16 protein-coding genes are annotated in these 20,018 nt (G+C 64.5%); 8 read left to right on the top strand and 8 right to left on the bottom strand.

All coding sequences use genetic code 11. The features are described from left to right. Window positions 1-31: 31 nt before the first annotated feature. The 4 genes from ACPS74_RS12825 to ACPS74_RS12810 all read right to left on the bottom strand — a co-directional run bounded on the left by ACPS74_RS12825 (window position 32) and on the right by ACPS74_RS12810 (window position 3,098). Window positions 32-622: a NuoB/complex I 20 kDa subunit family protein gene (locus ACPS74_RS12825; RefSeq protein WP_018407003.1), complete on the bottom strand. Its 591-nt coding sequence runs from the start codon at window positions 620-622 to the stop codon at window positions 32-34. Next, on the bottom strand, window positions 613-975 hold the full coding sequence (locus ACPS74_RS12820) for an NADH-quinone oxidoreductase subunit A (protein WP_014891230.1): 363 nt from the start codon (window positions 973-975) through the stop codon (window positions 613-615). The genes ACPS74_RS12825 and ACPS74_RS12820 overlap by 10 nt, the downstream gene beginning before the upstream one ends. Before the next feature lie 184 nt (window positions 976-1,159). Continuing rightward, complete coding sequence (locus ACPS74_RS12815; protein ID WP_029648967.1) at window positions 1,160-1,972, bottom strand: ATP12 family chaperone protein; 813 nt, start codon at window positions 1,970-1,972, stop codon at window positions 1,160-1,162. 52 nt (window positions 1,973-2,024) lie between these two features. After that, a complete protein-coding gene (locus tag ACPS74_RS12810; RefSeq protein ID WP_193392178.1) occupies window positions 2,025-3,098 on the bottom strand; it encodes an RluA family pseudouridine synthase in 1,074 nt (357 codons plus the stop codon). Window positions 3,099-3,273: 175 nt separating this feature from the next. Between ACPS74_RS12810 and ACPS74_RS12805 the strand changes: the two genes are divergently transcribed. The 3 genes from ACPS74_RS12805 to ACPS74_RS12795 all read left to right on the top strand — a co-directional run bounded on the left by ACPS74_RS12805 (window position 3,274) and on the right by ACPS74_RS12795 (window position 6,620). Then, a complete protein-coding gene (locus tag ACPS74_RS12805; RefSeq protein ID WP_029648965.1) occupies window positions 3,274-4,095 on the top strand; it encodes a hypothetical protein in 822 nt (273 codons plus the stop codon). A 47-nt stretch (window positions 4,096-4,142) separates the two neighbouring features. Continuing rightward, a complete protein-coding gene (locus tag ACPS74_RS12800; RefSeq protein ID WP_029648964.1) occupies window positions 4,143-4,760 on the top strand; it encodes a MotA/TolQ/ExbB proton channel family protein in 618 nt (205 codons plus the stop codon). An 81-nt stretch (window positions 4,761-4,841) separates the two neighbouring features. Continuing rightward, window positions 4,842-6,620, top strand: coding sequence for a sodium:solute symporter (locus ACPS74_RS12795; RefSeq protein WP_029648963.1), 1,779 nt, complete (start codon window positions 4,842-4,844; stop codon window positions 6,618-6,620). A gap of 81 nt (window positions 6,621-6,701) precedes the next feature. Here the strand turns inward: ACPS74_RS12795 and ACPS74_RS12790 are convergent, their stop codons facing one another. Beyond that, the gene (locus ACPS74_RS12790) at window positions 6,702-7,295 is read right to left on the bottom strand and encodes a hypothetical protein (protein WP_029648962.1); all 594 of its coding nucleotides are present in this window, start codon (window positions 7,293-7,295) and stop codon (window positions 6,702-6,704) included. Between the two features lie 97 nt (window positions 7,296-7,392). Then, window positions 7,393-8,202: a sterol desaturase family protein gene (locus tag ACPS74_RS12785; protein ID WP_029648961.1), complete on the bottom strand. Its 810-nt coding sequence runs from the start codon at window positions 8,200-8,202 to the stop codon at window positions 7,393-7,395. A 221-nt stretch (window positions 8,203-8,423) separates the two neighbouring features. On the opposite strand from ACPS74_RS12785, the gene ACPS74_RS12780 reads away from it, so the two are divergent. The 5 genes from ACPS74_RS12780 to ACPS74_RS12760 all read left to right on the top strand — a co-directional run bounded on the left by ACPS74_RS12780 (window position 8,424) and on the right by ACPS74_RS12760 (window position 13,424). Next, entirely contained in the window at window positions 8,424-8,951 is a 528-nt protein-coding gene (locus ACPS74_RS12780) for an SRPBCC family protein (protein ID WP_029648960.1), read from the top strand. Window positions 8,952-8,963: 12 nt separating this feature from the next. Beyond that, complete coding sequence (locus ACPS74_RS12775) at window positions 8,964-9,416, top strand: PAS domain-containing protein (RefSeq protein ID WP_029648959.1); 453 nt, start codon at window positions 8,964-8,966, stop codon at window positions 9,414-9,416. Window positions 9,417-9,563: 147 nt separating this feature from the next. Next, entirely contained in the window at window positions 9,564-9,833 is a 270-nt protein-coding gene (gene rpsO, locus ACPS74_RS12770) for a 30S ribosomal protein S15 (RefSeq protein WP_029648958.1), read from the top strand. A 195-nt stretch (window positions 9,834-10,028) separates the two neighbouring features. Further along, window positions 10,029-12,179, top strand: coding sequence for a polyribonucleotide nucleotidyltransferase (pnp, locus tag ACPS74_RS12765; RefSeq protein ID WP_029648957.1), 2,151 nt, complete (start codon window positions 10,029-10,031; stop codon window positions 12,177-12,179). 171 nt (window positions 12,180-12,350) lie between these two features. Next, window positions 12,351-13,424, top strand: coding sequence for an AI-2E family transporter (locus ACPS74_RS12760; RefSeq protein ID WP_029648956.1), 1,074 nt, complete (start codon window positions 12,351-12,353; stop codon window positions 13,422-13,424). Here the strand turns inward: ACPS74_RS12760 and addA are convergent. Then, window positions 13,421-16,909, bottom strand: coding sequence for a double-strand break repair helicase AddA (gene addA, locus ACPS74_RS12755; protein ID WP_051381705.1), 3,489 nt, complete (start codon window positions 16,907-16,909; stop codon window positions 13,421-13,423). The genes ACPS74_RS12760 and addA overlap by 4 nt on opposite strands. Further along, window positions 16,906-20,013: a double-strand break repair protein AddB gene (gene addB, locus ACPS74_RS12750; RefSeq protein WP_029648954.1), complete on the bottom strand. Its 3,108-nt coding sequence runs from the start codon at window positions 20,011-20,013 to the stop codon at window positions 16,906-16,908. Before addB ends, addA begins: the two co-directional genes overlap by 4 nt. Window positions 20,014-20,018 lie beyond the last annotated feature (5 nt).

Here is a 20,018-nt window from a genome sequence, read left to right as displayed (position 1 = left end):
CGAGGGCGGACAACTCCTCAGTTTCGCGTCGTTAGCGCTCGATCGTGCCCGTGCGCCGGATTTTCTTCTGCAACAGCAGCATGCCGTAGACGAGCGCCTCCGCCGAAGGCGGGCATCCCGGCACATAGATGTCGACCGGAATGATGCGATCGCAGCCGCGCACCACTGAATAGGAATAGTGATAGTAGCCGCCGCCGTTGGCGCAGGAGCCCATCGAGATCACGTAGCGCGGCTCCGGCATCTGGTCGTAGACCTTGCGCATCGCCGGCGCCATTTTGTTCGTCAGTGTGCCGGCGATGATGATGCAGTCGGACTGGCGCGGGCTTGCGCGCGGCGCAAAACCGAAGCGCTCCAGATCGTAGCGCGGCATCGCCGCCTGGATCATCTCGACGGCGCAGCAGGCGAGACCGAAAGTCATCCACATCAGCGAGCCGGTGCGCGCCCAATTGATGACGTCGTCCGTGGCGGTGACGAAAAACCCCTTGTCGGCAAGTTCGTCGTTGAGATGCAGAAAGAACGGGTCGTCCGAGCCGACCGGTTTGCCGGTGCGCGGATCAATCAGTCCCTTGGGCTGCGGCGCGATCAGAGTCTGGCGCACGCCTTCCTTCTCGATCAGTCCCATTCCAGAGCTCCCTTGCGCCACTCGTAGACGAAGCCGACGGTGAGCACGCCAAGGAAGGCCATCATCGACCAGAAGCCGAAGGCGCCCGCTTCCTTGAAGGCCACCGCCCAGGGAAAGAGAAAGGCCACTTCAAGATCGAAGACGATGAAAAGCAGAGAGACGAGATAGAAGCGCACGTCGAATTTCATGCGCGCGTCATTGAAGGGATTGAAGCCGCATTCATAGGCGGAGAGCTTTTCGGGGTCCGGCGCCTTGAACGCAAGCAGGAAGGGCGCGACGAGCAATGCGCCGGCAATCACAGCCGATAGGGCGATGAAGATCACCAGCGGCAGATATTGTTCGAGCAGCGGCATGAGTCTGGTCCGACTTCGGCGGGGCGAGGGCCGGTCGCGGGAGCGTTTCCTTGGCGTTTTTCCTTAGAACGACTCCAGGCCGCGCGTTCCGTAACAAAGGCCATTGTGCAAAGCAAGAGAGGAAGCGCGCCGTCGGCAAATTGGCCGCAGCCTTTTGACGAGGCGCCTCTACATTGCGCTTCAGTCAGTCAGGAGTGGAATGGCGCGACACGGTCGCCGCCGCCTCGAACTCCTGCAGGCGCGCGGACCGTCTGGCCATCGCTTCGGCGTCTTCGCCCCAGGCGCGCATCTGCCAGTCTTCGTCGACGTTGGCCGCCTCCCAGGCCTTGCCGGCGTCTATTTCGTGTCGGGCGGCTGCAAGCGCAAGAACCGCGGAGCCCGATAGCGTCGTCATGACGTGGAGCGCCGCGAGCCTGAGCGGGGCGCCGGCGCCCTCGCCCACATAGTCGCGCACGGCGCGCGCAAACACGTCGAGCGCCGCCTGCGGCTGTTCGATGAACATGACGCCTTCGGCGAGCGCGAGCTTAGCGCCAAGCTTCTCGCGCGCGAAGGCGACGAGCGGGTCCCAGGCCGAAGATTGCGCCGCCGCCAGGCTCTCCGGCTCTCCGGCGCGGTAGCAGATGAGGTCGGAGGCGGCATATTTGACGATCTCGGCTTCGACCTCGGCCATTTGCGCCGCCACGCCGTCGAGCGCGGTGTTCATCAGCTTGGTGAGCGGCATCGTCGCCGGATCGATCGTCTCGCCCTGCTTCGCCCATTCGGCGGCGATCGCGTCCGCCAGCGACTGTGAGGGCGCGACCAGCCTACGCTTTGCAGGCGTGTTGACTGGCCGACCGTCCAGGAAAATCCCATAGCCGCCCTCTGCGGGCGCCGCGACCGCCTCCTTGTAGAAGCGCTTTGGTAGAGGGCGCGCCGGCTCGCGCGCGGCCTTCACCGGATCGCGCTCCTCCGGGGAGACGAAAAAATCGGCGTCGAGACCGGTCGGCTCCTTTGACATTTATCATCCTTGCCTGAGGGAAACGCCGTCCGCCGGGCTTTTCCCGGCCCCTTTAAGCGTCTGGCGCGTCCTCGATCGGGTCATGACGCTTCACGTCGAAGCCGAAAAGGTCCCAGCTCTGCTGCATATGATCGGGCAGCGGGGCGGTGACGTCCAGAATTCCGCCTCTCGGATGCGGCAACACGAGCCGGCGGGCGAGGAGGTGAAGCTTGCGCTCGAGCCCCTCCGGCACGGCGCGCAGAGGGTCGCGACGGCGGACCTCGTCCTCGGCGCGATGGCCATATTTGGGGTCGCCGAAGATCGGGTGGCCGATCGCCTCGGCATGGGCGCGCAACTGATGCGTGCGTCCAGTGAGCGGCTTCATCGACAGCCAGGCGCAGCGCGGCGCAACCTTGTCGACGATCGCGTAATAGGTCAGCGAATGCTGCGCGTCGGCCTCGCCATGTTTGGCGACGCGCATTTTCTCGAGGTCTCTTGCGCCGCCTCTGGATTTTTCCATGCCGGCGCCTTTCGCCAGATAGAGCGAGATCCGGCCCTGCGACGGCTTCGGCACGCCTTCGACAAGCGCCCAATAGACCTTCTTGGCCTGCCGGGAGCGGAAAATCTCGCCGAGGTCGGCGGCCATCCGCCGGTTCTTGGCGACGAGCAGCACGCCAGAGGTGTCGCGGTCGAGGCGATGCACCAACACGGGCCGCGTATCGCCCTTGGCGAGCGATTCCAGCATCCCGTCAATATGCCGCGTCTGGCCAGAACCGCCCTGCGTCGCCAGCCCATAGGGCTTGTTGAGGACGAGCAAATCCTTGTCCTCGAACAGCGTCATGTCGGCCAGCGCCAGCGCGTCCTTGGGGTCGGCGCGCTTCACCGCCGGCGCGGCGGGCGCCTCGATCTTCAAAGGCGGCACGCGAATTTTTTGGCCTTCTTCAAGCCGCGTCGAGGTTTCGACGCACTTGCCGTCGACCCGCACCTCGCCCTTGCGGCAGATCTTGGCGAGATGGGACAAAGCGAGCCCGGGATAACGACGCTTGAACCAGCGGTCGAGGCGCATCCCCGCCTCGTCCTCGGTGACGAGGGCGGTGGAGACGCCGCCCGCGGCGGCGGGCGTCTGCGAATCTGGACTGAGGGACATGGCCGCCTTATCCGCCAAAGCCGCCTCTGTGTCGATCACGATAGGGCGGCGCCGCTCGGCGATCCAGGCGCCACACAAAGCCGCACCCGCTCCGCCACGGCTTGAAGCGCGCTGTTTCACGCGCCTATGATGCCGCACGATTTTTAAGGCGCGTCGGCGGCGGAGCGCTTCACAAATGAATAATACAACGACACGCTCGAACGCGGGCGCGCCATTCGAAAAACGTCCCCTGCTCAGGCCTCGCTGGCTGTATCCCGTCGCAACCGCGTCGGTCGTCGGGATATTTCTCGCGTTCTTCGCTTCAGGCGTTTACTGGCCGCAGTCGCTGGTCGTCGACCTTGGCGGCATAAATGCAGACCTCATCCCCGAAGGCGTTTCGCTCGAGGCGGGAGATCCGGCGCCCGAAGGAGATTCGCTGGACGATCCCCTGCCGATTGAAACCGCCTCCCTCACCGACGAAGGGATGGACGAACTCATCTCCGACGAGCCGCCGCCGCCGCTGATCATGGAGCCCGATGCGGCGCCGACGCCCGCCAAAAAAGAAAAGACCGAAAAGAAAGAGAGGGTCGAGAAGCCGAAGAAGGCCGAACACAAGGCCCGCGAGCGCCGAGAGGCCGTGAACGACGGACGAGGCGCGGCTGAAAACGCAAGGCGCTACGGGAGACCCGGCGGCGCCGGCCAAGGGTCGGGATCGGCGCGCGTCGCCGGCCGTTTCGGATTGCCAGGAGGCAGCGGCGACGCTTCGGGCGCCTCGCAGGCGACCTGTCTTGCTCAAATCTACGCTTCAATTCGCGGACATACGCCCGCCGTGACGAGCCTTGGCCCGGGAACGGTCAATGTCACCTTCTATGTGAATTCCGGCGGCGGCATCTCGGGTATTTCCGCGTCTGGCGGAAGCCCCGCGCATGCGGCGCTGGCGCGGCGCATCGTCGCCTCTTCGCGCGGACCAAGCAGCTGCGGAGCCGTGTTCGCGCGGCAGGGAATCACGTTTCAATAAGCTTAACGCCGCGAGCTCAGGAGAGCGCTGCAATGGATTTTGCGCCGATGTCACTTGCGCCCATTTCACTTGCGCCGATGTCGCCCCTCGGCATGTTCATTTATGCCGGACCCGTCAGCAAACTGGTGATGGCGCTGCTTCTCGCCGCGGCGGTCTGGACCTGGGTGCTCATCATCGACGGAGTCTTTGTTCTGCGGCGTCTTTCCAAGGCGCTGGATCGCGTGCGGGCCGGCGGCGATGTTGGCGTCCTCTGGCCGATCGCCGAAGCCGCGCGCCAAGCGTCGCAAGCTGAATTGCCCAACGAATCCATTCACCAGAAGCGCGAACGAATCCTGCAGCAGATGAACCGCGCCGCGCGCGAATTCATGCTCGACGCCGAAGGCGGGCTCCCGGTTCTGGCCATCGTCGCCTCGGCGGGCCCCTTTGTCGGCCTGTTCGGCACGGTTTGGGGCATTATGTCGAGCTTTTCGGGGATCGCGCAGACTCAAGACACGAGTCTTGCAATCGTCGCCCCCGGCATCGCCGATGCGCTCGCCGCGACGGCCTATGGGCTCGCCGCCGCGATTCCGGCCGCGATCGGCTATAACCGCATGGGCATGGCGTTCGGCAGTCTCAAAGAGAGAATGAGCCGCTACATCATGACCTATGCGACGTCGATAGCTTAGGGCTGAGACGCGCGCGCCATCTTGGCCGGCGAGACGTCCTCATCTAGAGTCGCATCGTTTTCTGTTTTAGCGAGGGCCAGGATGAGCGATCGGTCGACCGAGCAGGCGGCGCTCGAAAGAGCCAATCTTGACGCCCGAATCGCCTTCGTCGCCGCGAGCTTTCTGCTGGCTTACGCCTTTGCGGCGCTTCTCGACCGCGTCGGCGCGCCGGAGCGCTTTGTCGGCGCGGCGCCGCCCTATTTCACCATCCTCGGCCTCGCCACGCTCGGCTTCCTTCTGCATTCGATGCGCGCGTCGGTCTATTACACCGCCGGCCGCGGACTGCCGGCCGCCTATGCCGGCTTCGCCAACGCCGCCATCGTGATCGCCCTGATGCTGCCTTTCGGCTCACGGCTTGCGGGAGGCAGCTGGGCTGTAGGCGCCGTCGCCGGCGTCTTCATCGGTCTCGCCGCGGCGGGTCTTTATGTCGGCCCGCTGCTACGCAAAACCGGCGTTTTTTCGATTTCCGAGCTTCTTTGCGCACGTTTTGCAAGCGCCGCGACCCGCGTCGGCTTCATCGGCGCGGTGGCGCTGTCTTCGACGCTGCTTGCCGCCGCCGGCGGCCTGATTGCGGTGAATGCGCTGGTCGAGCACACCGGCGCCAACCGGGGCTTCGCGGCATTTTTGATCGCCGCGGCCAGCCTGATCATCGCCGGTCCTGGCGGACTTTCAGGCGTCATGTGGGGGGCGGCCGCCGCCGCTGGCGTGGCGACGCTGGGCTTTGGCTGGCCGATCGCCGCGCTCAGTCTCCATGACGCGCTGCCGAGCGGTCTGATCTTTGGCGGCGGCGCCTCCGCGGAGGCCGCGAAACTGCTGGAGAGCTGGGGGGTGACGCCGACGCCCATGGGCCTGCCGGTGGAATTCGTCACGACGATCGCCGTGGCGCTCGGGATCGCGACGCTCGCGCCGGTGCTCGCGGCCTCGGTGGCGACCGCCGACGGGCGCAGCGCGCGGCGCGCCGGGATCTCCGCCCTCTTCTGGAGCGTCGTCATCGCGCTGCTGGCGGCCGCGGCGATCGCCGCTTCGGCGCTGTCGCTCGCCCGGGCCACAGCGGGACAGCCGCCGGAACGTCTGCCGCAAGCAATCTATCAGGCGAGCGAACGCGGGCTTCTCAGCGTTTGCGGCTATTACGTGCGCGGGCCGTCGGAAGCACAGCGCGCCTGCGCGGCAAAGGGATATGCGCCCGGCGCGCCGCTCGCCGCGGAGGAGATTCGACCGATCGACGGCGACTTTCTGCTCGGCGCGCTGCCGCAGGCGGCGGAGCTCGGCGCGGCGTCTTCAGGGCTTATCGCCTCGGCGCTTGTCGCCCTCGGGCTGGCGCTCGCCACCGCGGGCCTGCAAGCCTGCGCGACAGCCTTTGGCCATGACGCGCTCTATCGGCTGCGCGGCGAGATCGACCTGACGAGCCGGCGTCTCGCCGTCAACCGCGTCACGCTCGTGATCGTGTCGACTCTTGCTTACGTGACGGCCGTCACCGGAGTCTTCACGCCAGGCGCGCTCGTGGCGGCGGCGCTCGCAGTATCGGCCGCCTGCCTCGCGCCGCCGCTCGCCCTGGCCTTTTGGGCGCGGGCGGGCGATCGAGAAGCGCTCGTCGCGCTCTGCGGCGGCGCGGTGGGCCTGTTCACCGCCTTGGCCGTCGCGGGATCGCCCAATCGCATCGAAATCTATGCGCTCTGCGCGCTTGCGGGGATAACGCTTGGCGGCGCGCTTGGACTGTTGTCAGGACTGACCTCGAGAAGCGACAAGCCCGCGGCGCGCGCCTTCATCACCCGCATGTTGCGCGGCGACGCCCAAATGCTCCAGCCCGACAAAGGCGCCTAGAGCAGGTTCCGAAAAAGTTGACAGATTTTTTCGATGAGAACCTGCTCAAATATTTGATTCCTTTTTTTATCGATAAGCGTTCTAAGGCTTGGTGCTGAAGAAATCCTCGCCTGGCGTGATCTTGCCAAGGACGATCGGCGTGTCCTTGCCGCAGACGAAATCGCGGGCGTGTTTGTCGGCGATCTCGCGCGCCAGTTCATTGGCGTTTGGGTTGGCGAGCGCATCGACGTAGCCGAGGTGGCAGACGCCGCCCGGCGGCAGGCGCGTGACGACCAAGGCGCGGCCTCGGACCTCACGGTTCTCCATGTCGGCGGCGCGTTTCACATTCCATCGCATGATCGCGGCGAAGGGCTTGCCATTGGCGAGCCGCCATTCGACGACGCCCCTATAGAAGTCGTTGAAGGGCGCGAGCGTCTGTCCCGCCGCCGGTTCGTCCTTGGCCTTGGATCCGAAGCTGACATACATGCGCTGATCGCCCGCCCCGAGCCACATGGGCATGCCCGCATAGCCCTTGCAGCGCCAGTCGCCATAGTCCTCCACCGCCTTTCCAGGCCGGTGCGCGCAGTCGCGGCGCACGTCGAGCTTTGTGTAAGCGGAGGAGATGTCCTGCCCGGCGGCGGGCGCGACGCCGCTCGCGACGACAAGCGGCAAACAATAGCAGGCGATGCGGTTCATCAAGGCTCTCGTCACGCGGCGCCGAGGCGACCCTTGCGTCTATCGGCGCAATCGTGAGCCCGAAGAATCGCGCGCGCTTTGCACCAGCGCACACGGCCTAAGGAAGCGGCTTTCGGGGAACAAGATGCATGACGCGCGCAAGCCGCCGCTCGGTGAGAAACGCCAAACTGAACAGCTGCAGGAAATTTTCCGCCTCGATCAGCTCGAGGCCGATGGATTTCGGCGTCAGAACCTTTCGCGTGCGAAAGAGAATGTCCCAGATCGAAAGGACGATTCCGTAATTGCCGTCGTGCTCGCTGCGCAGCGTCGAATGATGGGCGCGGTGCAGAGACGGCGTGATGATGAAATAGGACAGAATCTTTTCTCCGGGAATCGCGATGTTGGCGTGGTGGAACAGCACGAAGAACATGCGCACAACCTCGCATACCACCACGACATGCGCGGGCGCGCCGATGACAATGGCGCAGACGCATTTCACGACGACTTCCAGCAACTGATCGAAGACATGGAAACGTAGCCCAGTCGTGACGTGAAAGCTCTTATCGCTGTGATGGATCTTGTGAAACAGCCAGAGCGCTTCCGACCTATGCCCGAGATAGTGCCACGCATATACCGCCAGATCGAACAACACGAAGCTTGCAATCCATTTCGACGGCGCGTCGGGCAGGCTCGATAGCAGGCCATAGTTCGAATAGTTCGAAGCGACGACGAGCAGGCTGGAAACGGACAAGACATTCATGATGACGTTGTTGATCAGGAAAGCAGAAGTGTTGGTGGAGAATGACGCCTTCAGGCCCGCGCCCGCGAATTTCTTGTAAGGACGGAATTTTTCGACGACGAGCAGGAGCGCGAAAAGACAGAATGCGGCGATAAACAACTGATTCTCAATATGTGGCGGAGCGCTCATCGCCGACCTCGCTGGTTTGGGATGGGCCGTTTTCAGGCGTGCGGCAAAGCGGCCCGATTAATGAGATGTGCGCCCTAGACGTCTCAAGGGACCCTCAATCTTCGCCAATTTGCCGCCGTTTTTAGACGGTGCCGAGGAAGTCGCCCGGATCGCCCTTGTCAGTCGCGCGAAAACGCCTAGCTCGTCTGAGGAAGCCCATCATCTTTAAGCAAGGGCGTCGCATGTTGGGACTTAACGTCAACCTCAAAGGATTGAGCCCGCCCCGTCCTCCAGCCGTCGGCGGCATCGCCAGAACCGTGATTTCACGGCCCCGTGACTTTGCTTTCGACTTCGTCGCCCGCGATTTTTTCGCAAATTATCAGCGATGGTGTCCGCAAGTGGTGGAGTTGGAGCCGAATGGAAGCGCGCCCGTGCGTGTCGGGATGACGGCGCGCCAAGTCACGATGGAGCGGGGCATACGCAGCGAGAGCACATTCGAGATCGTGAGCCTCGAACGCCCGCGCCTTTTCGCGATAGAAGGAATTTCCGAGCCCTTCTCGTCCTCCTACGAATTCGAGTGCGAGGCGCAAGGAACCACGCTGATTTTCACCTTCGAATTGCGCGAGATCGAGTTTTCGATGCGACCCTTCGTCAAATTGATTCGCGCCGCGTTGCAGGACGGCGCAGAGCAGATCGTCGAGAACCTTCGGGCGCTTATCGAAACCGGCGCGACTTCAGCCCAACCCGCCGGCGCGTCACAATCAAACTGAGGTCAGCGAAAAATGTTCGTCGTTCAGAAAGATGATGGGATCATCCCGAAGATTTTGACGCAGATTCTCGATTCATGCGTCAACGGCGTCACGCTGGCGGACCCGGATCAACCCGACGCGCCGATCATCTATGCGAACAAGGCCTTCGAAAGCATGACCGGCTATGGCCAGGACGATATCATCGGCCGCAACTGCCGTTTTCTGCAGGGCGACGACCGGGATCAGGAGGGGCTCGCGCCGCTGCGGGAGGCCATGCGCAAGCATCAACACATTGAAGTGACGCTGCGCAACTATCGGAAAAATGGCGAGTTGTTCTTCAATAAGCTCAATATCACGCCGCTGCTCGATAGTCGCGGCGCGGTGATCTACTACCTCGGCGTCCAATATGACGTGACCGAGCTTGTCCGCGCAGAAGTGGAAATCAACAGGCTGGGCCAGCGCCTGAAGGCGCTGGAGAAGGCGTAAGACCTCTATTCATCTCCTGCATTTCTGCTATAACGCCTCGGCACGCCCCGGTCCGCCGGGGCGGCTCCGTTTTCGCGCGACCCTGCTGGACGACATCCCGGCCTTGGCCGCGGAGCGCGGATCACCTCCAAAGACAAGGACAATCCGATGTCGATCTCGGCGGAGCGCAAGCAGTCGCTCATCAAGGAATATTCCACCAAGGCGAACGACACGGGCTCGCCCGAGGTGCAGGTGGCGATTCTCACCGAGAGAATCACCAATCTGACCGAACACTTCAAGACCCATGCGAAAGACAATCACTCGCGTCGCGGGCTCCTGAAGCTCGTTTCCCAGCGCCGCCAGCTCCTTGATTATGTGAAGGTGCGGGACGAACCGCGCTACAAGAGCCTGATCGAGCGGCTCGGCATCCGCCGCTAACCAGCTGAGCGAAAGCGGCGCGCCGATGCGCCGCTTTCCCCAAGATGGGCGTCCAGACGGACGCTCGCCACGACCAACGCGTAAAGTCATGGCAGGATCGCCGGACGCTGCGTCGACGCTTTACGAAACACCGCTGCCGCAGCTTCTCGCCGTCTTGCTCATGACGAACCGCAGGTTCATCAGAGAAAGACCAGCATGTTCCAAGTTCACCGCGAAGAACTCGATTGGGCCGGGCGCACGCTCGTGCTCGAGACCGGCAAGGTCGCCCGCCAGGCCGACGGCGCCGTGATGGCGAGTTGGGGCGAGACGACAGTGCTCGCGACAGTCGTTTCAGCCAAGGCGCCAAAACCCAGCCAGGACTTTTTCCCGCTCACCGTCAATTATCAGGAAAAAGCCTTCGCCGCCGGACGCATCCCGGGCGGCTATTTCAAGCGCGAGGGCCGGCCCTCGGAGCGCGAGACGCTGATCTCCCGCCTCATCGACCGCCCCATCCGCCCGCTCTTCCCCGACGGATATCGCAATGACACGCAGGTCATCGCGACCGTTCTTTCGCACGACCTCGAAAACGATCCCGACATTCTCGCCCTGGTCGCGGCGTCAGCGGCGCTGACGCTTTCCGGCGTTCCTTTCATGGGACCGGTTGGCGGCGCGCGCGTCGGCTGCATCAATGGTCAGCTCAAACTCAATCCGACGATCGAGGAGATGAAGCTTTCCGAGCTCGATCTCATCGTCGCCGGCACGCAGGACGCCGTGCTGATGGTCGAGTCGGAAGCCAAGGAGCTCTCCGAGGACACCATGCTGGAAGCGGTCATGCTGGGCCATCGCGGCTTCCAGCCGGTGATCGACGCCATCATCCGCCTCGCCGAGCGCGCCGCCAAGGACCCGCGCGACCTCGTCATCGCCGACACGACGGACGTCGCGAACGCCGTCGCCCAGATCGCCGAAGCCGAACTTCGCGAAGCCTACAAGAACACCGTCAAGCAGGAGCGTTACGCCGCCGTCGACGCCGTGAAGGCGAAGGTGACCGCCGCGCTCTTCCCGGAAGGCGGCGAAGCCAAATTCACCAAGGAAGAAGTCGGCGCGGCCTTTAAGGAGCTTCAAGCCAAGGTCGTCCGCTGGAACATTCTCGACACCGGCATCCGCATCGACGGCCGCGACGTCAAGACCGTGCGCCCGATCGTCGCCGAGGTCGGCGTTCTCCCGCGCACGCATGGCTCGGCGCTCTTCACCCGCGGCGAGACTCAGGCGCTTGTCGTCGCCACTCTCGGAACGGGCGAAGACGAGCAATATGTCGATTCGCTCGAGGGCACCTACAAGGAGCGCTTCCTGCTCCATTACAACTTCCCCCCCTACAGCGTCGGCGAGACCGGCCGCATGGGTTCGCCCGGCCGTCGCGAAATCGGCCATGGCAAGCTCGCCTGGCGCGCCATCCGCCCAATGCTGCCGGCGGCGGCCGAGTTCCCCTATACGCTGCGCGTCGTCTCGGAGATCACCGAGTCGAATGGCTCGTCCTCGATGGCGACCGTCTGCGGCACCTCGCTCGCGTTAATGGACGCCGGCGTGCCGCTGAAGGCGCCGACGGCCGGCATCGCCATGGGCCTCATCCTCGAAGGCGAACGCTTCGCCGTGCTCTCGGATATTCTGGGCGACGAGGATCATCTCGGCGACATGGACTTCAAGGTTGCGGGCACGTCCAATGGCGTGACCTCGCTGCAGATGGACATTAAGATCGCCGGCATCACCGAGGAAATCATGAAGGTCGCGCTCGCTCAGGCGAGGGACGGCCGACTGCATATTCTCGGCGAAATGGCGAAGGCGATCACGAGTTCGCGCGCTGAACTCGGCGAATTCGCGCCGCGCATCGAGACGATGAAGATCCCCACCGACAAGATCCGCGACGTGATCGGCTCGGGCGGCAAGGTCATCCGCGAGATCGTCGAGAAGACCGGCGCCAAGATCAACATCGAGGACGACGGCACGGTGAAGGTCGCCTCCTCGGACGGCAATTCCATCAAGGCGGCGATCAACTGGATCAAGTCCATCGCCTCTGATCCCGAGGTCGGCTTGATCTACGAGGGCACGGTGGTGAAAACCGCGGACTTTGGCGCCTTCGTCAACTTCTTCGGCGCAAAGGACGGGCTCGTTCACATCTCGCAGCTCTCCAAGCAGCGCGTGAACAAGACGACCGACGTCGTGAAGGAAGGCGACCGCGTGAAGGTCAAACTCCTCGGCTTCGACGACCGCGGCAAGGTGCGCCTCTCGATGCGCGTCGTCGACCAGGAGACCGGCGAAGACCTCGAGGCCAAGGAAAAGGCCGAAGCCGTCGCGGCGAACGGCGGAGAATAGGACCTTTAACGGGCGGCTTCTCGAAGCCGCCCGTTTTCTTGGCGGAAACGGCCGAACGAATTCATGAATGTTATTTACGCGGCCGCCTTGGACCGCGCAGATGTCGGGCCTCCTTGCCAAGCCCGCGGCGCGCCCTGTCTATAGGGTGGAAACGCAGCGACAGGGGCGGACATGAACGAGGAGCTGGAAGCGGCGGCGCTCGTCGAACAGGATCAGAACCTTTCAATCGACGTTTTTGTCCTCGCCAGGCTTGCCGTCACGCTTGCGTTTCTCTCCGCCGCGATTCTGATTTCTGCGCCATTTCTGCCGGCGCTCACCTGGGCGCTCGTGCTCGCGGTTGTGTTCATTGCCCCCCATCGCGTGCTGGAGCGCTTCTTGCCGCCCTCCCTTGCGGCCGGCGTCTCCATGCTGATCGTCGGGCTCGTCATCGTTGGACCGCTGCTGCTTGTGATCGAACGGCTCGTCAGCGAGGCCGCCGCAGGCGTCGATTACGTTCAGAAAACGGTGCAGCAAGGCGACTGGCAAACAATGCTCGACGCCCATCCTTGGCTCGGCCGCTTCCAAAGCTGGATCGCACGCAGATTCGATCTGCAAGCGACGTTCTCGCAGCTGGGCGCCTTTGTCACCAACATGACGGCGAACTTTCTGCGCGCGTCTACCGGTCAGATCATCACCACTCTCCTCGCCTTCTACCTCCTCTTCTTTTTCCTGCGCGACCGCGCCGTGGCGCTGCAGACGCTCGCGCGATTGTCGCCCTTCTCGAACATCGAAACAGGCAGGATCATCGTGCGCGTGCGCGATACGATCAATGCAATCCTCTTTGGCACGCTGGCGGTGGCGGCGCTGCAAGGCCTGCTTGGCGGACTCATGTTCTGGGTGCTGGATTTCAATTCGCCGGTGCTGTGGGGGTTGATCATGGGGCTTGTCTCGATCGTGCCGGTGCTCGGCTCTTTCGTCATTTGGATTCCGGCGACGATTTACCTTTTGATCGAGGACCGCTGGGTTGAAGCCATCATTCTCGGGCTGTGGGGCGGCGTGGTGATCTCCAGCATCGACAATCTGGTTCGGCCGCTGCTCATCGGCGACAGCATGCGGCTGCACACTGTTCCCGCGTTCATCGCGATGCTCGGCGGCCTGCAATTGTTCGGCGCTTCGGGCATCGTTCTTGGCCCCATCGTTATGGCGCTCAGTCCGTTGCTGCTGGAATTCTGGAGACGTCGCGTCGGACCCGACGAGTCGTCTTAACCTCGCACGCCCGACGCGCTTGACGCCGCAACGTCTTGCGTCAGCGCGCATGCAAGCGCCTCGGCCAGCGCCGATTCATCGGCTTCGAGCACGCTGGCGTTCTGCGTATAGATCAGAAAGCAGCGTAGCCGTTTGCCGGGAAAGAGCGGCGCGATCGCAGCGCGATAGAGCGCAAGCTGGCGCAAATGCGCGTCTTCGAGCTTGGCGCGCGGCCGTCCAGTCTTGAATTCGGCGATCAGCGCCTCGGTCGCCGTTGCGGCGACCCGATCGATGCGGCCGGAGACGACGGCTCCATTCTCGAGCGTCGCGACGATGTCGACTTCAGGAGTCGATTCTGGGCCAAAGAGCGGCGCAAGACGCGGGTCGGCGAGAACCGCGAGCGCCGACCGCGCCAGCGCCTCTCGCCTGTCTTCGCTAAGAAAGCCGCCGCGCGCCGAAAGAAAGCGCCGCGCCGCGCTTTGACGATGGTCCGTCGCGCAAGCCGGCAGATGCTGCAGCAGCGCATGGACGAGACGGCCGTGCAGCAGACGTTCCGCTTCGCCTCGACGCGCAGCGACGCCATCCGCGCCAATGGCGATGAGGTCTGCGCCGGCGAGCGCGCTCGAGGGACGCAGCGGCGGCGCCGGCGCGACTTCGGGACGCGCCTTGGTCGTGGCGAAGGCCGGAACGTCGACAGCGGCGGCCTGCGGCGCTTTTCTTGAAAGATCGAAGCGCGGCGGAACCGCGCCGCGGCGCAGAATCGTCGATGTCGCATCGAGGGGGTCGGACACAATCTCGCAGCTCGATTCGAGCGCGTTGCGAATGGCGTCGTACCAGCAGCCATCGGCGCGACCGCTGAGGCCATGCGCGCCGCAAATGTAAAGCCGCTCCTCCGCGCGCGTCAGCGCGACATAAAGCAGGCGCTGGCTTTCCTCGCGCTCGCGCCGCCGATGCGCCTCGCGCTCCTGCTGGAGCGCGATCGGGTCGCTGTCCTTGCCGATCGACCAGAGGAGAACCGCATCGCCATCCTCGCCGAGCGCATAGAGCTTCGGATCGTGCTTGCCGGCGGACGCCCCGCAGGTGTCCGGCAAAAACACGATCTTCGCCTCCAGACCCTTCGCCGCATGAGCGGTCATCACCCGCACGGCGCCGCCGGCAGATTCCATATCGCGCTTGATGGAAAGATCGAGCGACTCGGCCATCGCCAGGAAGGCCGTCAGCGACGGCGGCTGTTCGCGTTCGAAACTCGCCGCAAGCTTTAAGAATTCGTCGATAGCGTCCTCGGCTTCGCCGCCCAGTCTTGCCATGAGCTGCGTGCGCCCGCCGTCAGTCCCGAGAACGCTGCTGTAAAAATCGAACGGCGCCATGGCCGCAGCATCGCGTTGCAAGCGTTGCAGCCGCGCCGCGGCCTCCCGGCAACGCGCCTCTTCGGACTGCTCAAGCGCTTCGATCAGTGACGCGCGACGGGCTGGCGCAAGCGCGATGAGATCGTCGTCGTCGAAGCCAAAGAATGGCGACTTCAGGACGCTCGCCAGCGTCAGATCGTCTTGCGGCAACAGCGCCGCGCGTCCAAGCGCGACGAGATCGTGGACGGCGATGTGGTCGGCGAGATTCAGCCGGTCGGCGCCGGCGACGGGAACATGTTCGTTTTTCAACGCGCGAATGATCGCCTCGAAGAGCGGACCCCGCTTGCGCACCAGAACCAGTATGTCGCTGGCCTCGACAGGGCGCAGCGCGCCGCTGTCTTCGACGCATTCGCCGCTCTGAGGCGCAAGCAGCGCACTGATCTTGCGCGCCAGTCTTTCCGCCAGACGCTCACTGGGGTCGCTCGCATCGACATAGTCGAGCGGCAGGCGCCAATCGCTCGGCTCTTGCGCATTTTCCGCGCCGATCGGCTCCCAGATTTCGATGAGCGCCGCGACGTCGGATTTCCACGCCTCATGCCTTGGCGCCGGCTCCTGGGGATCGCAGCACAGGCCGAGGCGATTCTGTTCGATCGCGAAAATGTCGTCGACCGCTTGCAGCACGCCGGGCGAAGAGCGGAAGGATTGGGTGAGCGTCACCGCTTCGAAGCGGCGTTCGACGCATTCGAATCTTCGGCGAAACTCGCGCCGCATCGCATCGAATCGTTCAGGCTCCGCGCCTTGAAAGGAAAAGATCGATTGCTTCTCGTCGCCGACCGCAAAAAAACTGCGCGGCGGGCCGCCCCTCGCTTCGCGCGCGCTGGCGCCTGCGCAAAATTCGTCGGTGATCGCCGCCAATATGTCCCACTGCGCCGAACTCGTATCCTGCGCCTCATCGAGCAGGATGTGGTCAATCTGCGCGTCGAGCTTATAGAGCACCCAGGATGGGCTCGAACGATGAAGCAGGCGGCGCGCGCCCTCGATCAGATCGTCGTAGTCGAGTAGTCCCCGACGTCTTTTGGCATGCTCATATTCGCCAAGAATGGCGTCGCCGAGAACATACAGCGCCAGCGAGCGTTCGACCGCCGCCGCGGCCTTGCGCTTTTCGATGAGCGTGACGAGTCTGTCGCGCTCAGCCTCCATGCGCGAAAGAAGCTGTGGCTCGGATTTGGCGAGACCGCTGGTGACAATTCTTGTCTTGCCGATCCCGCGCGGCTCGCCGTCTTTCTTGAAGAAGGCTGAAAGATAGCTCTCGATACAGTCTGGATGCGGCGCAAGCGTAAAAGCGGAATCGAGCGAGTCGGCGAGCTTGCAGTCATTAGTCGAACCGCCGCGCAGCATTTTGGCGAGCGTCGGCCACGCGGACGGCGGCTCGCCGCCCTCGATGATCGCCGCTTCGATTCGCGCCAGCGTTTCTTCCGGGCGCAAACCAAGCGCGGTAAAGACACGCGCCTCATAGTCGTCCTGCTCGCGCATGCGCGCGATCTTTTGACGGTGATGCAGCAGTTCTTCGCAGAGCGCGTCGAATCCCGCAGCCGTCGTCTCGCGGGCGACAAGCTCCAGCGCTTTTCGCAGCGATCCTTTGTCTCGCGTCGCCGCCTCGAGCGCGCGCCGGCGCGCCGCATCCATCAGCTCGGCGCGCTCCAGATCGTCGACGACGCGGAAGGATGCCGGAACATTGGCTTCGAAGGGAAAGATATGCAGCAGCTTTTCGCAGAAGGCGTGGATGGTCTGAATCTTGAGCCCGCCGGGCGTTTCGACGGCGCGCGCGAAAAGCCGCCGGGTGAAGTCAAGATCGATGCGCGATTCGACCGTAGCGCCCATCCGAGCGATTTCATTGGCCAGCGCCGAATCGTCGAGCGTCGCCCAGCGCGCGAGCGCCTCGAAGACGCGCGAACCCATATTGGCGGCGGCCGCCTTCGTATAGGTGAGGCAGAGAATCTGCGACGGCCGCGCGCCGGCAAGCAGCAGCCGCAAAACCCGCTGCGCGAGCACATGGGTTTTCCCGGAGCCGGCATGCGCCGAAACCCAGGCGGACGTGAAGGGATCTGACGCCGTTTGCTGGCGTCGGATCGTCAGGGCGCCAACCGGACGCTCGCTCATGCCGCCTCTCCGCCGCCGCGCATCCATTCCTTGACGCGCGCCAGATGGTCGTAGTCGCCGACATCGCTCATAAAAGCTGGATGCGGCCGCGACGCATAGGGCGTCGATTCACTTGAAAACTGCGACAGCAGCTCTTCGAGCTGCGCGCGATGCGCCGCGACGACATCGGCGAAGCGCGCGTCTTTCCATTCGAGCCAGTGAGTCTCGCCGCCCTTTCGCAAGCCGATATAGGCGGCGCCGGAAACCGGCCGCACGCCGATTTTTTCGAAAGCGCCGGCCTCGATCATCGCCGCCTCCAAGGTCAGCTGCGGCGACCAGCCGGCCTTGACCTGCTTTTTGGACGGCGGCGCGCCCGTCTTGTAGTCGAAGACATAGGCCTGGCCCTCGCGGTCGACCTCGATGCGGTCGGCGATCGCGGTCAGGCGAAAGGTCGTTCCGTCGGTGAGGGCAAGCGCGATCTCGCCGCGCGTTTCGACATGGATGTCGCAGTCCAGCGCCCGACGCTCCTGTTCGAAGCTGAACGCATGATCGAGCCCCGCTTCGATGCGCGGCCATTGGAAACTCACGAAAGCCGGATCGGCCATGAAGCCATCGAGTTTCGCGCGCGCGAGATCGCGGAGAACGGCGCGGGCGCCAGAGGGAAGCGCGCCGCGCGGATGGCGCGCGACGAACGCCGCAAGCGCCTCATGTATCGCGACGCCAATTTCGCGCGCACCGGCCTCCGCGCCGATCGGCGGCAGAGGCGTGAGTTTGAGAATATATTCGGCGAAGATCGCGTAAGGGTCACGGCGCAGGCGCTCGACGCGGGTGACGCTCAAGCGTTGTGGGCGCAGCGCCGCGGGGGGGCGCGGCTGCGGCCGTTCGATCGCAATCGTCGCTTTTGGACGATCGAGCGCTGCGGCGATCGCGAGCATCGCGTCGCCGCGTTTCCTGCAGGCGTCGAATGCGTCGCCGGCAAGCGCCGAGAGACGCGCGATGAAGCGGGAAGGAACGGTTGGCGCGCCATTGCGCTTGATCGCGCGGCTGAGCACGACGCGCTCTGCGCCCAACGCCATGATGAAGTCATGTGCGCTTTGGCCGATGCGTCGCTCCGGCGCCATCAGGCCGAGTTGGGCGCGCATCGAGCGGTTGAGAAAGGCGCCGGTGTCCGTCTGCGGCGGCCATACGCCTTCGTCCAGTCCGGCGAGCAGGACGAGGTCGGCCTCGATAAGCCGCGCCTCCAAAGGGCCGAGGATCTTCAAGCGCTGATGGGCGCGTCGCGGGCCGCGCAGCATCGTCTCGGCGGCGACGCGGTCGAAGAGCGCAGTGTAGTTTTGCGCGTCAAAGCCTGCCGGCGCCTCAGCGTGCGCGAGCCGGTCGAGAAGTTCGTACAGCGTCGACGCGCCTTCTTCAACAGCGTCGTCGGCGCCGGCGATCACCGCTTCAAGCGCGCCGCTATGCGCGCGCGCGCGGTCCGACAGCGACGCCGTCGGCGTCAGCGCGGCGAAGGACGCGAAAGCGGCGTCAATACGCGTGAGCGCGTCTTCGATCGCCCGCCAATCCTCATCGCTGATGCGGCGCGCCGCCGGATGCGCATGCGGCGCGCGCGCCAATTCGCGTGCCGGCGGCACACGCGCCGCCCAGCCGCCGTCAGGCTGCGCGAATGTCCGCTGCACGCCAATCTCGATTGGCGACGCGAGCGATGCGACATGCGCGCGCGAAAGTCCGAGCGCGGTCAGCGGATGGGCGAGCAGCGCCGCGACGTTCACGGCGCCCGCGCGATCCGATCCGATCTCGGCGACGAGTCGCGCCAGCGCGCCGATGGGCGTTCTTGCGAGCGGCATGCCGCCCGAATCATCGATCTCAATGTCGAAGCGTCGTAACTCGGCGGCGACGCGCCGCGCAATGAGCCGGTCCGGCGTCACAAGCGCCGCCGTTCGGCCGGGCGTCTCCAGCGCCTCGCGCATGAAGAGCGCAAGCGCCAAAGCCTCTAACCGCTCGTCGGACGCTTCCAAGGCGATGACGCCGCCGAGCGCCTCTGCGAAGCCGCCGCTCTGCGCAGCCTGATAGTCGCGCCATGCCGACGTCGCGTCGGCAGGCGCCATCGCTTGCGAGACAAACGCGCGGCGCGCCGCCAGCGCCGGAGTCACGCGCGCAAGTTCCCGGGGCTCGTCGCGAGCCGCGCCCATGGCGGCGAGCAAGCGTTTCAGCATCATCTGCGGATGGGTGAAGGCCGGTTCTCCGCCTCTCTCGGTCTGACCCACGCTCGCCCAGGCCTCCGCGCTCATGATCTGATCGAGGCCCGGTAGGATCACGGCGCCGTTTTCGAGCCCGGCGATGGCGGCGAGCAGCCGCGCGGTCGTCGGCTGCGCGCCGGTCGAGCCGAGCGCGATCACCGGCGCGGTCGGCGGCGTGCGGGCGAGTTCCGCGATCTGCGCCTCAATCAGGCGTTTCTGGTAAGCGCTGGCGTCGATCCGTCTCCGGTCGGCGAGAATTTGCGGCCATTCGCGCAAGGCGATCTGCAGAAACTTCGTCGTGATCGCCCAGAAGTCGCTGTAGGCGTCATCGCTCAAAGTATCGAAGGCGTCGACCGAAACGTCTTCGATGTGCAATTCGTCGATGAGGGCGCCAAGCTCGGCGGCCAGCGCATAGGCGGCCGACGGCGTCGATGCGACGAGAAGCGGTTCGCTCTCATGCAGGCTGGGCGCGCCGCTTGTATCGACCGAGATGAGCGCGCGCCCGATCGCTTGCGCCCATTGCAGAATGAGCTGCGACAGCAGCAGACGTCGTTCCAGCTCTTCGATCGGCGCGGCGAGCGACGCATCAGCCTCGACGTCAAAATCTCCGGCGAGCAGAGCGGCGTTCTCGCGCTCCTCCAAAGCGCCGAGCGGCAGAATTCGCGGCAGCAGCGTCGCGCGCCGATCCAGCGCTTGCGCGAATTCGGCCGCGAGCGCCCGCGCCGCGCGCTGGGTCGGCACATAGATCGTTGCGCGCGCCATCGTCAGCGGCGGCGTGTCGCGCGTGAGGCCGGAAATGATCTCTCCGTCGAGCAGCGCCGAAACAAACGTCTTCAGAAACGGCGCGCCAGGCGCAATGGTGAACAGATTGCGCCGATGAGCGAGCATCGCGC

The organism is Methylocystis sp. SB2 (assembly GCF_049817085.1).
Taxonomy (GTDB): domain Bacteria; phylum Pseudomonadota; class Alphaproteobacteria; order Rhizobiales; family Beijerinckiaceae; genus Methylocystis; species Methylocystis rosea.
This window is presented reverse-complemented; position numbering and strand designations above follow the sequence as displayed.

Coding starts and splice junctions, on each gene's coding strand:
- addA (WP_051381705.1), bottom strand. CDS start 16,909: ATGAGCGAGCGTCCGGTTGGCGCCCTGACGATCCGACGCCAGCAAACG.
- pnp (WP_029648957.1), top strand. CDS start 10,029: ATGTTCCAAGTTCACCGCGAAGAACTCGATTGGGCCGGGCGCACGCTC.
- rpsO (WP_029648958.1), top strand. CDS start 9,564: ATGTCGATCTCGGCGGAGCGCAAGCAGTCGCTCATCAAGGAATATTCC.
- addB (WP_029648954.1), bottom strand. CDS start 20,013: ATGCTCGCTCATCGGCGCAATCTGTTCACCATTGCGCCTGGCGCGCCG.
- ACPS74_RS12780 (WP_029648960.1), top strand. CDS start 8,424: ATGTTGGGACTTAACGTCAACCTCAAAGGATTGAGCCCGCCCCGTCCT.
- ACPS74_RS12800 (WP_029648964.1), top strand. CDS start 4,143: ATGTCACTTGCGCCCATTTCACTTGCGCCGATGTCGCCCCTCGGCATG.
- ACPS74_RS12815 (WP_029648967.1), bottom strand. CDS start 1,972: ATGTCAAAGGAGCCGACCGGTCTCGACGCCGATTTTTTCGTCTCCCCG.
- ACPS74_RS12820 (WP_014891230.1), bottom strand. CDS start 975: ATGCCGCTGCTCGAACAATATCTGCCGCTGGTGATCTTCATCGCCCTA.
- ACPS74_RS12760 (WP_029648956.1), top strand. CDS start 12,351: ATGAACGAGGAGCTGGAAGCGGCGGCGCTCGTCGAACAGGATCAGAAC.
- ACPS74_RS12775 (WP_029648959.1), top strand. CDS start 8,964: ATGTTCGTCGTTCAGAAAGATGATGGGATCATCCCGAAGATTTTGACG.
- ACPS74_RS12790 (WP_029648962.1), bottom strand. CDS start 7,295: ATGAACCGCATCGCCTGCTATTGTTTGCCGCTTGTCGTCGCGAGCGGC.
- ACPS74_RS12795 (WP_029648963.1), top strand. CDS start 4,842: ATGAGCGATCGGTCGACCGAGCAGGCGGCGCTCGAAAGAGCCAATCTT.
- ACPS74_RS12810 (WP_193392178.1), bottom strand. CDS start 3,098: ATGTCCCTCAGTCCAGATTCGCAGACGCCCGCCGCCGCGGGCGGCGTC.
- ACPS74_RS12825 (WP_018407003.1), bottom strand. CDS start 622: ATGGGACTGATCGAGAAGGAAGGCGTGCGCCAGACTCTGATCGCGCCG.
- ACPS74_RS12785 (WP_029648961.1), bottom strand. CDS start 8,202: ATGAGCGCTCCGCCACATATTGAGAATCAGTTGTTTATCGCCGCATTC.
- ACPS74_RS12805 (WP_029648965.1), top strand. CDS start 3,274: ATGAATAATACAACGACACGCTCGAACGCGGGCGCGCCATTCGAAAAA.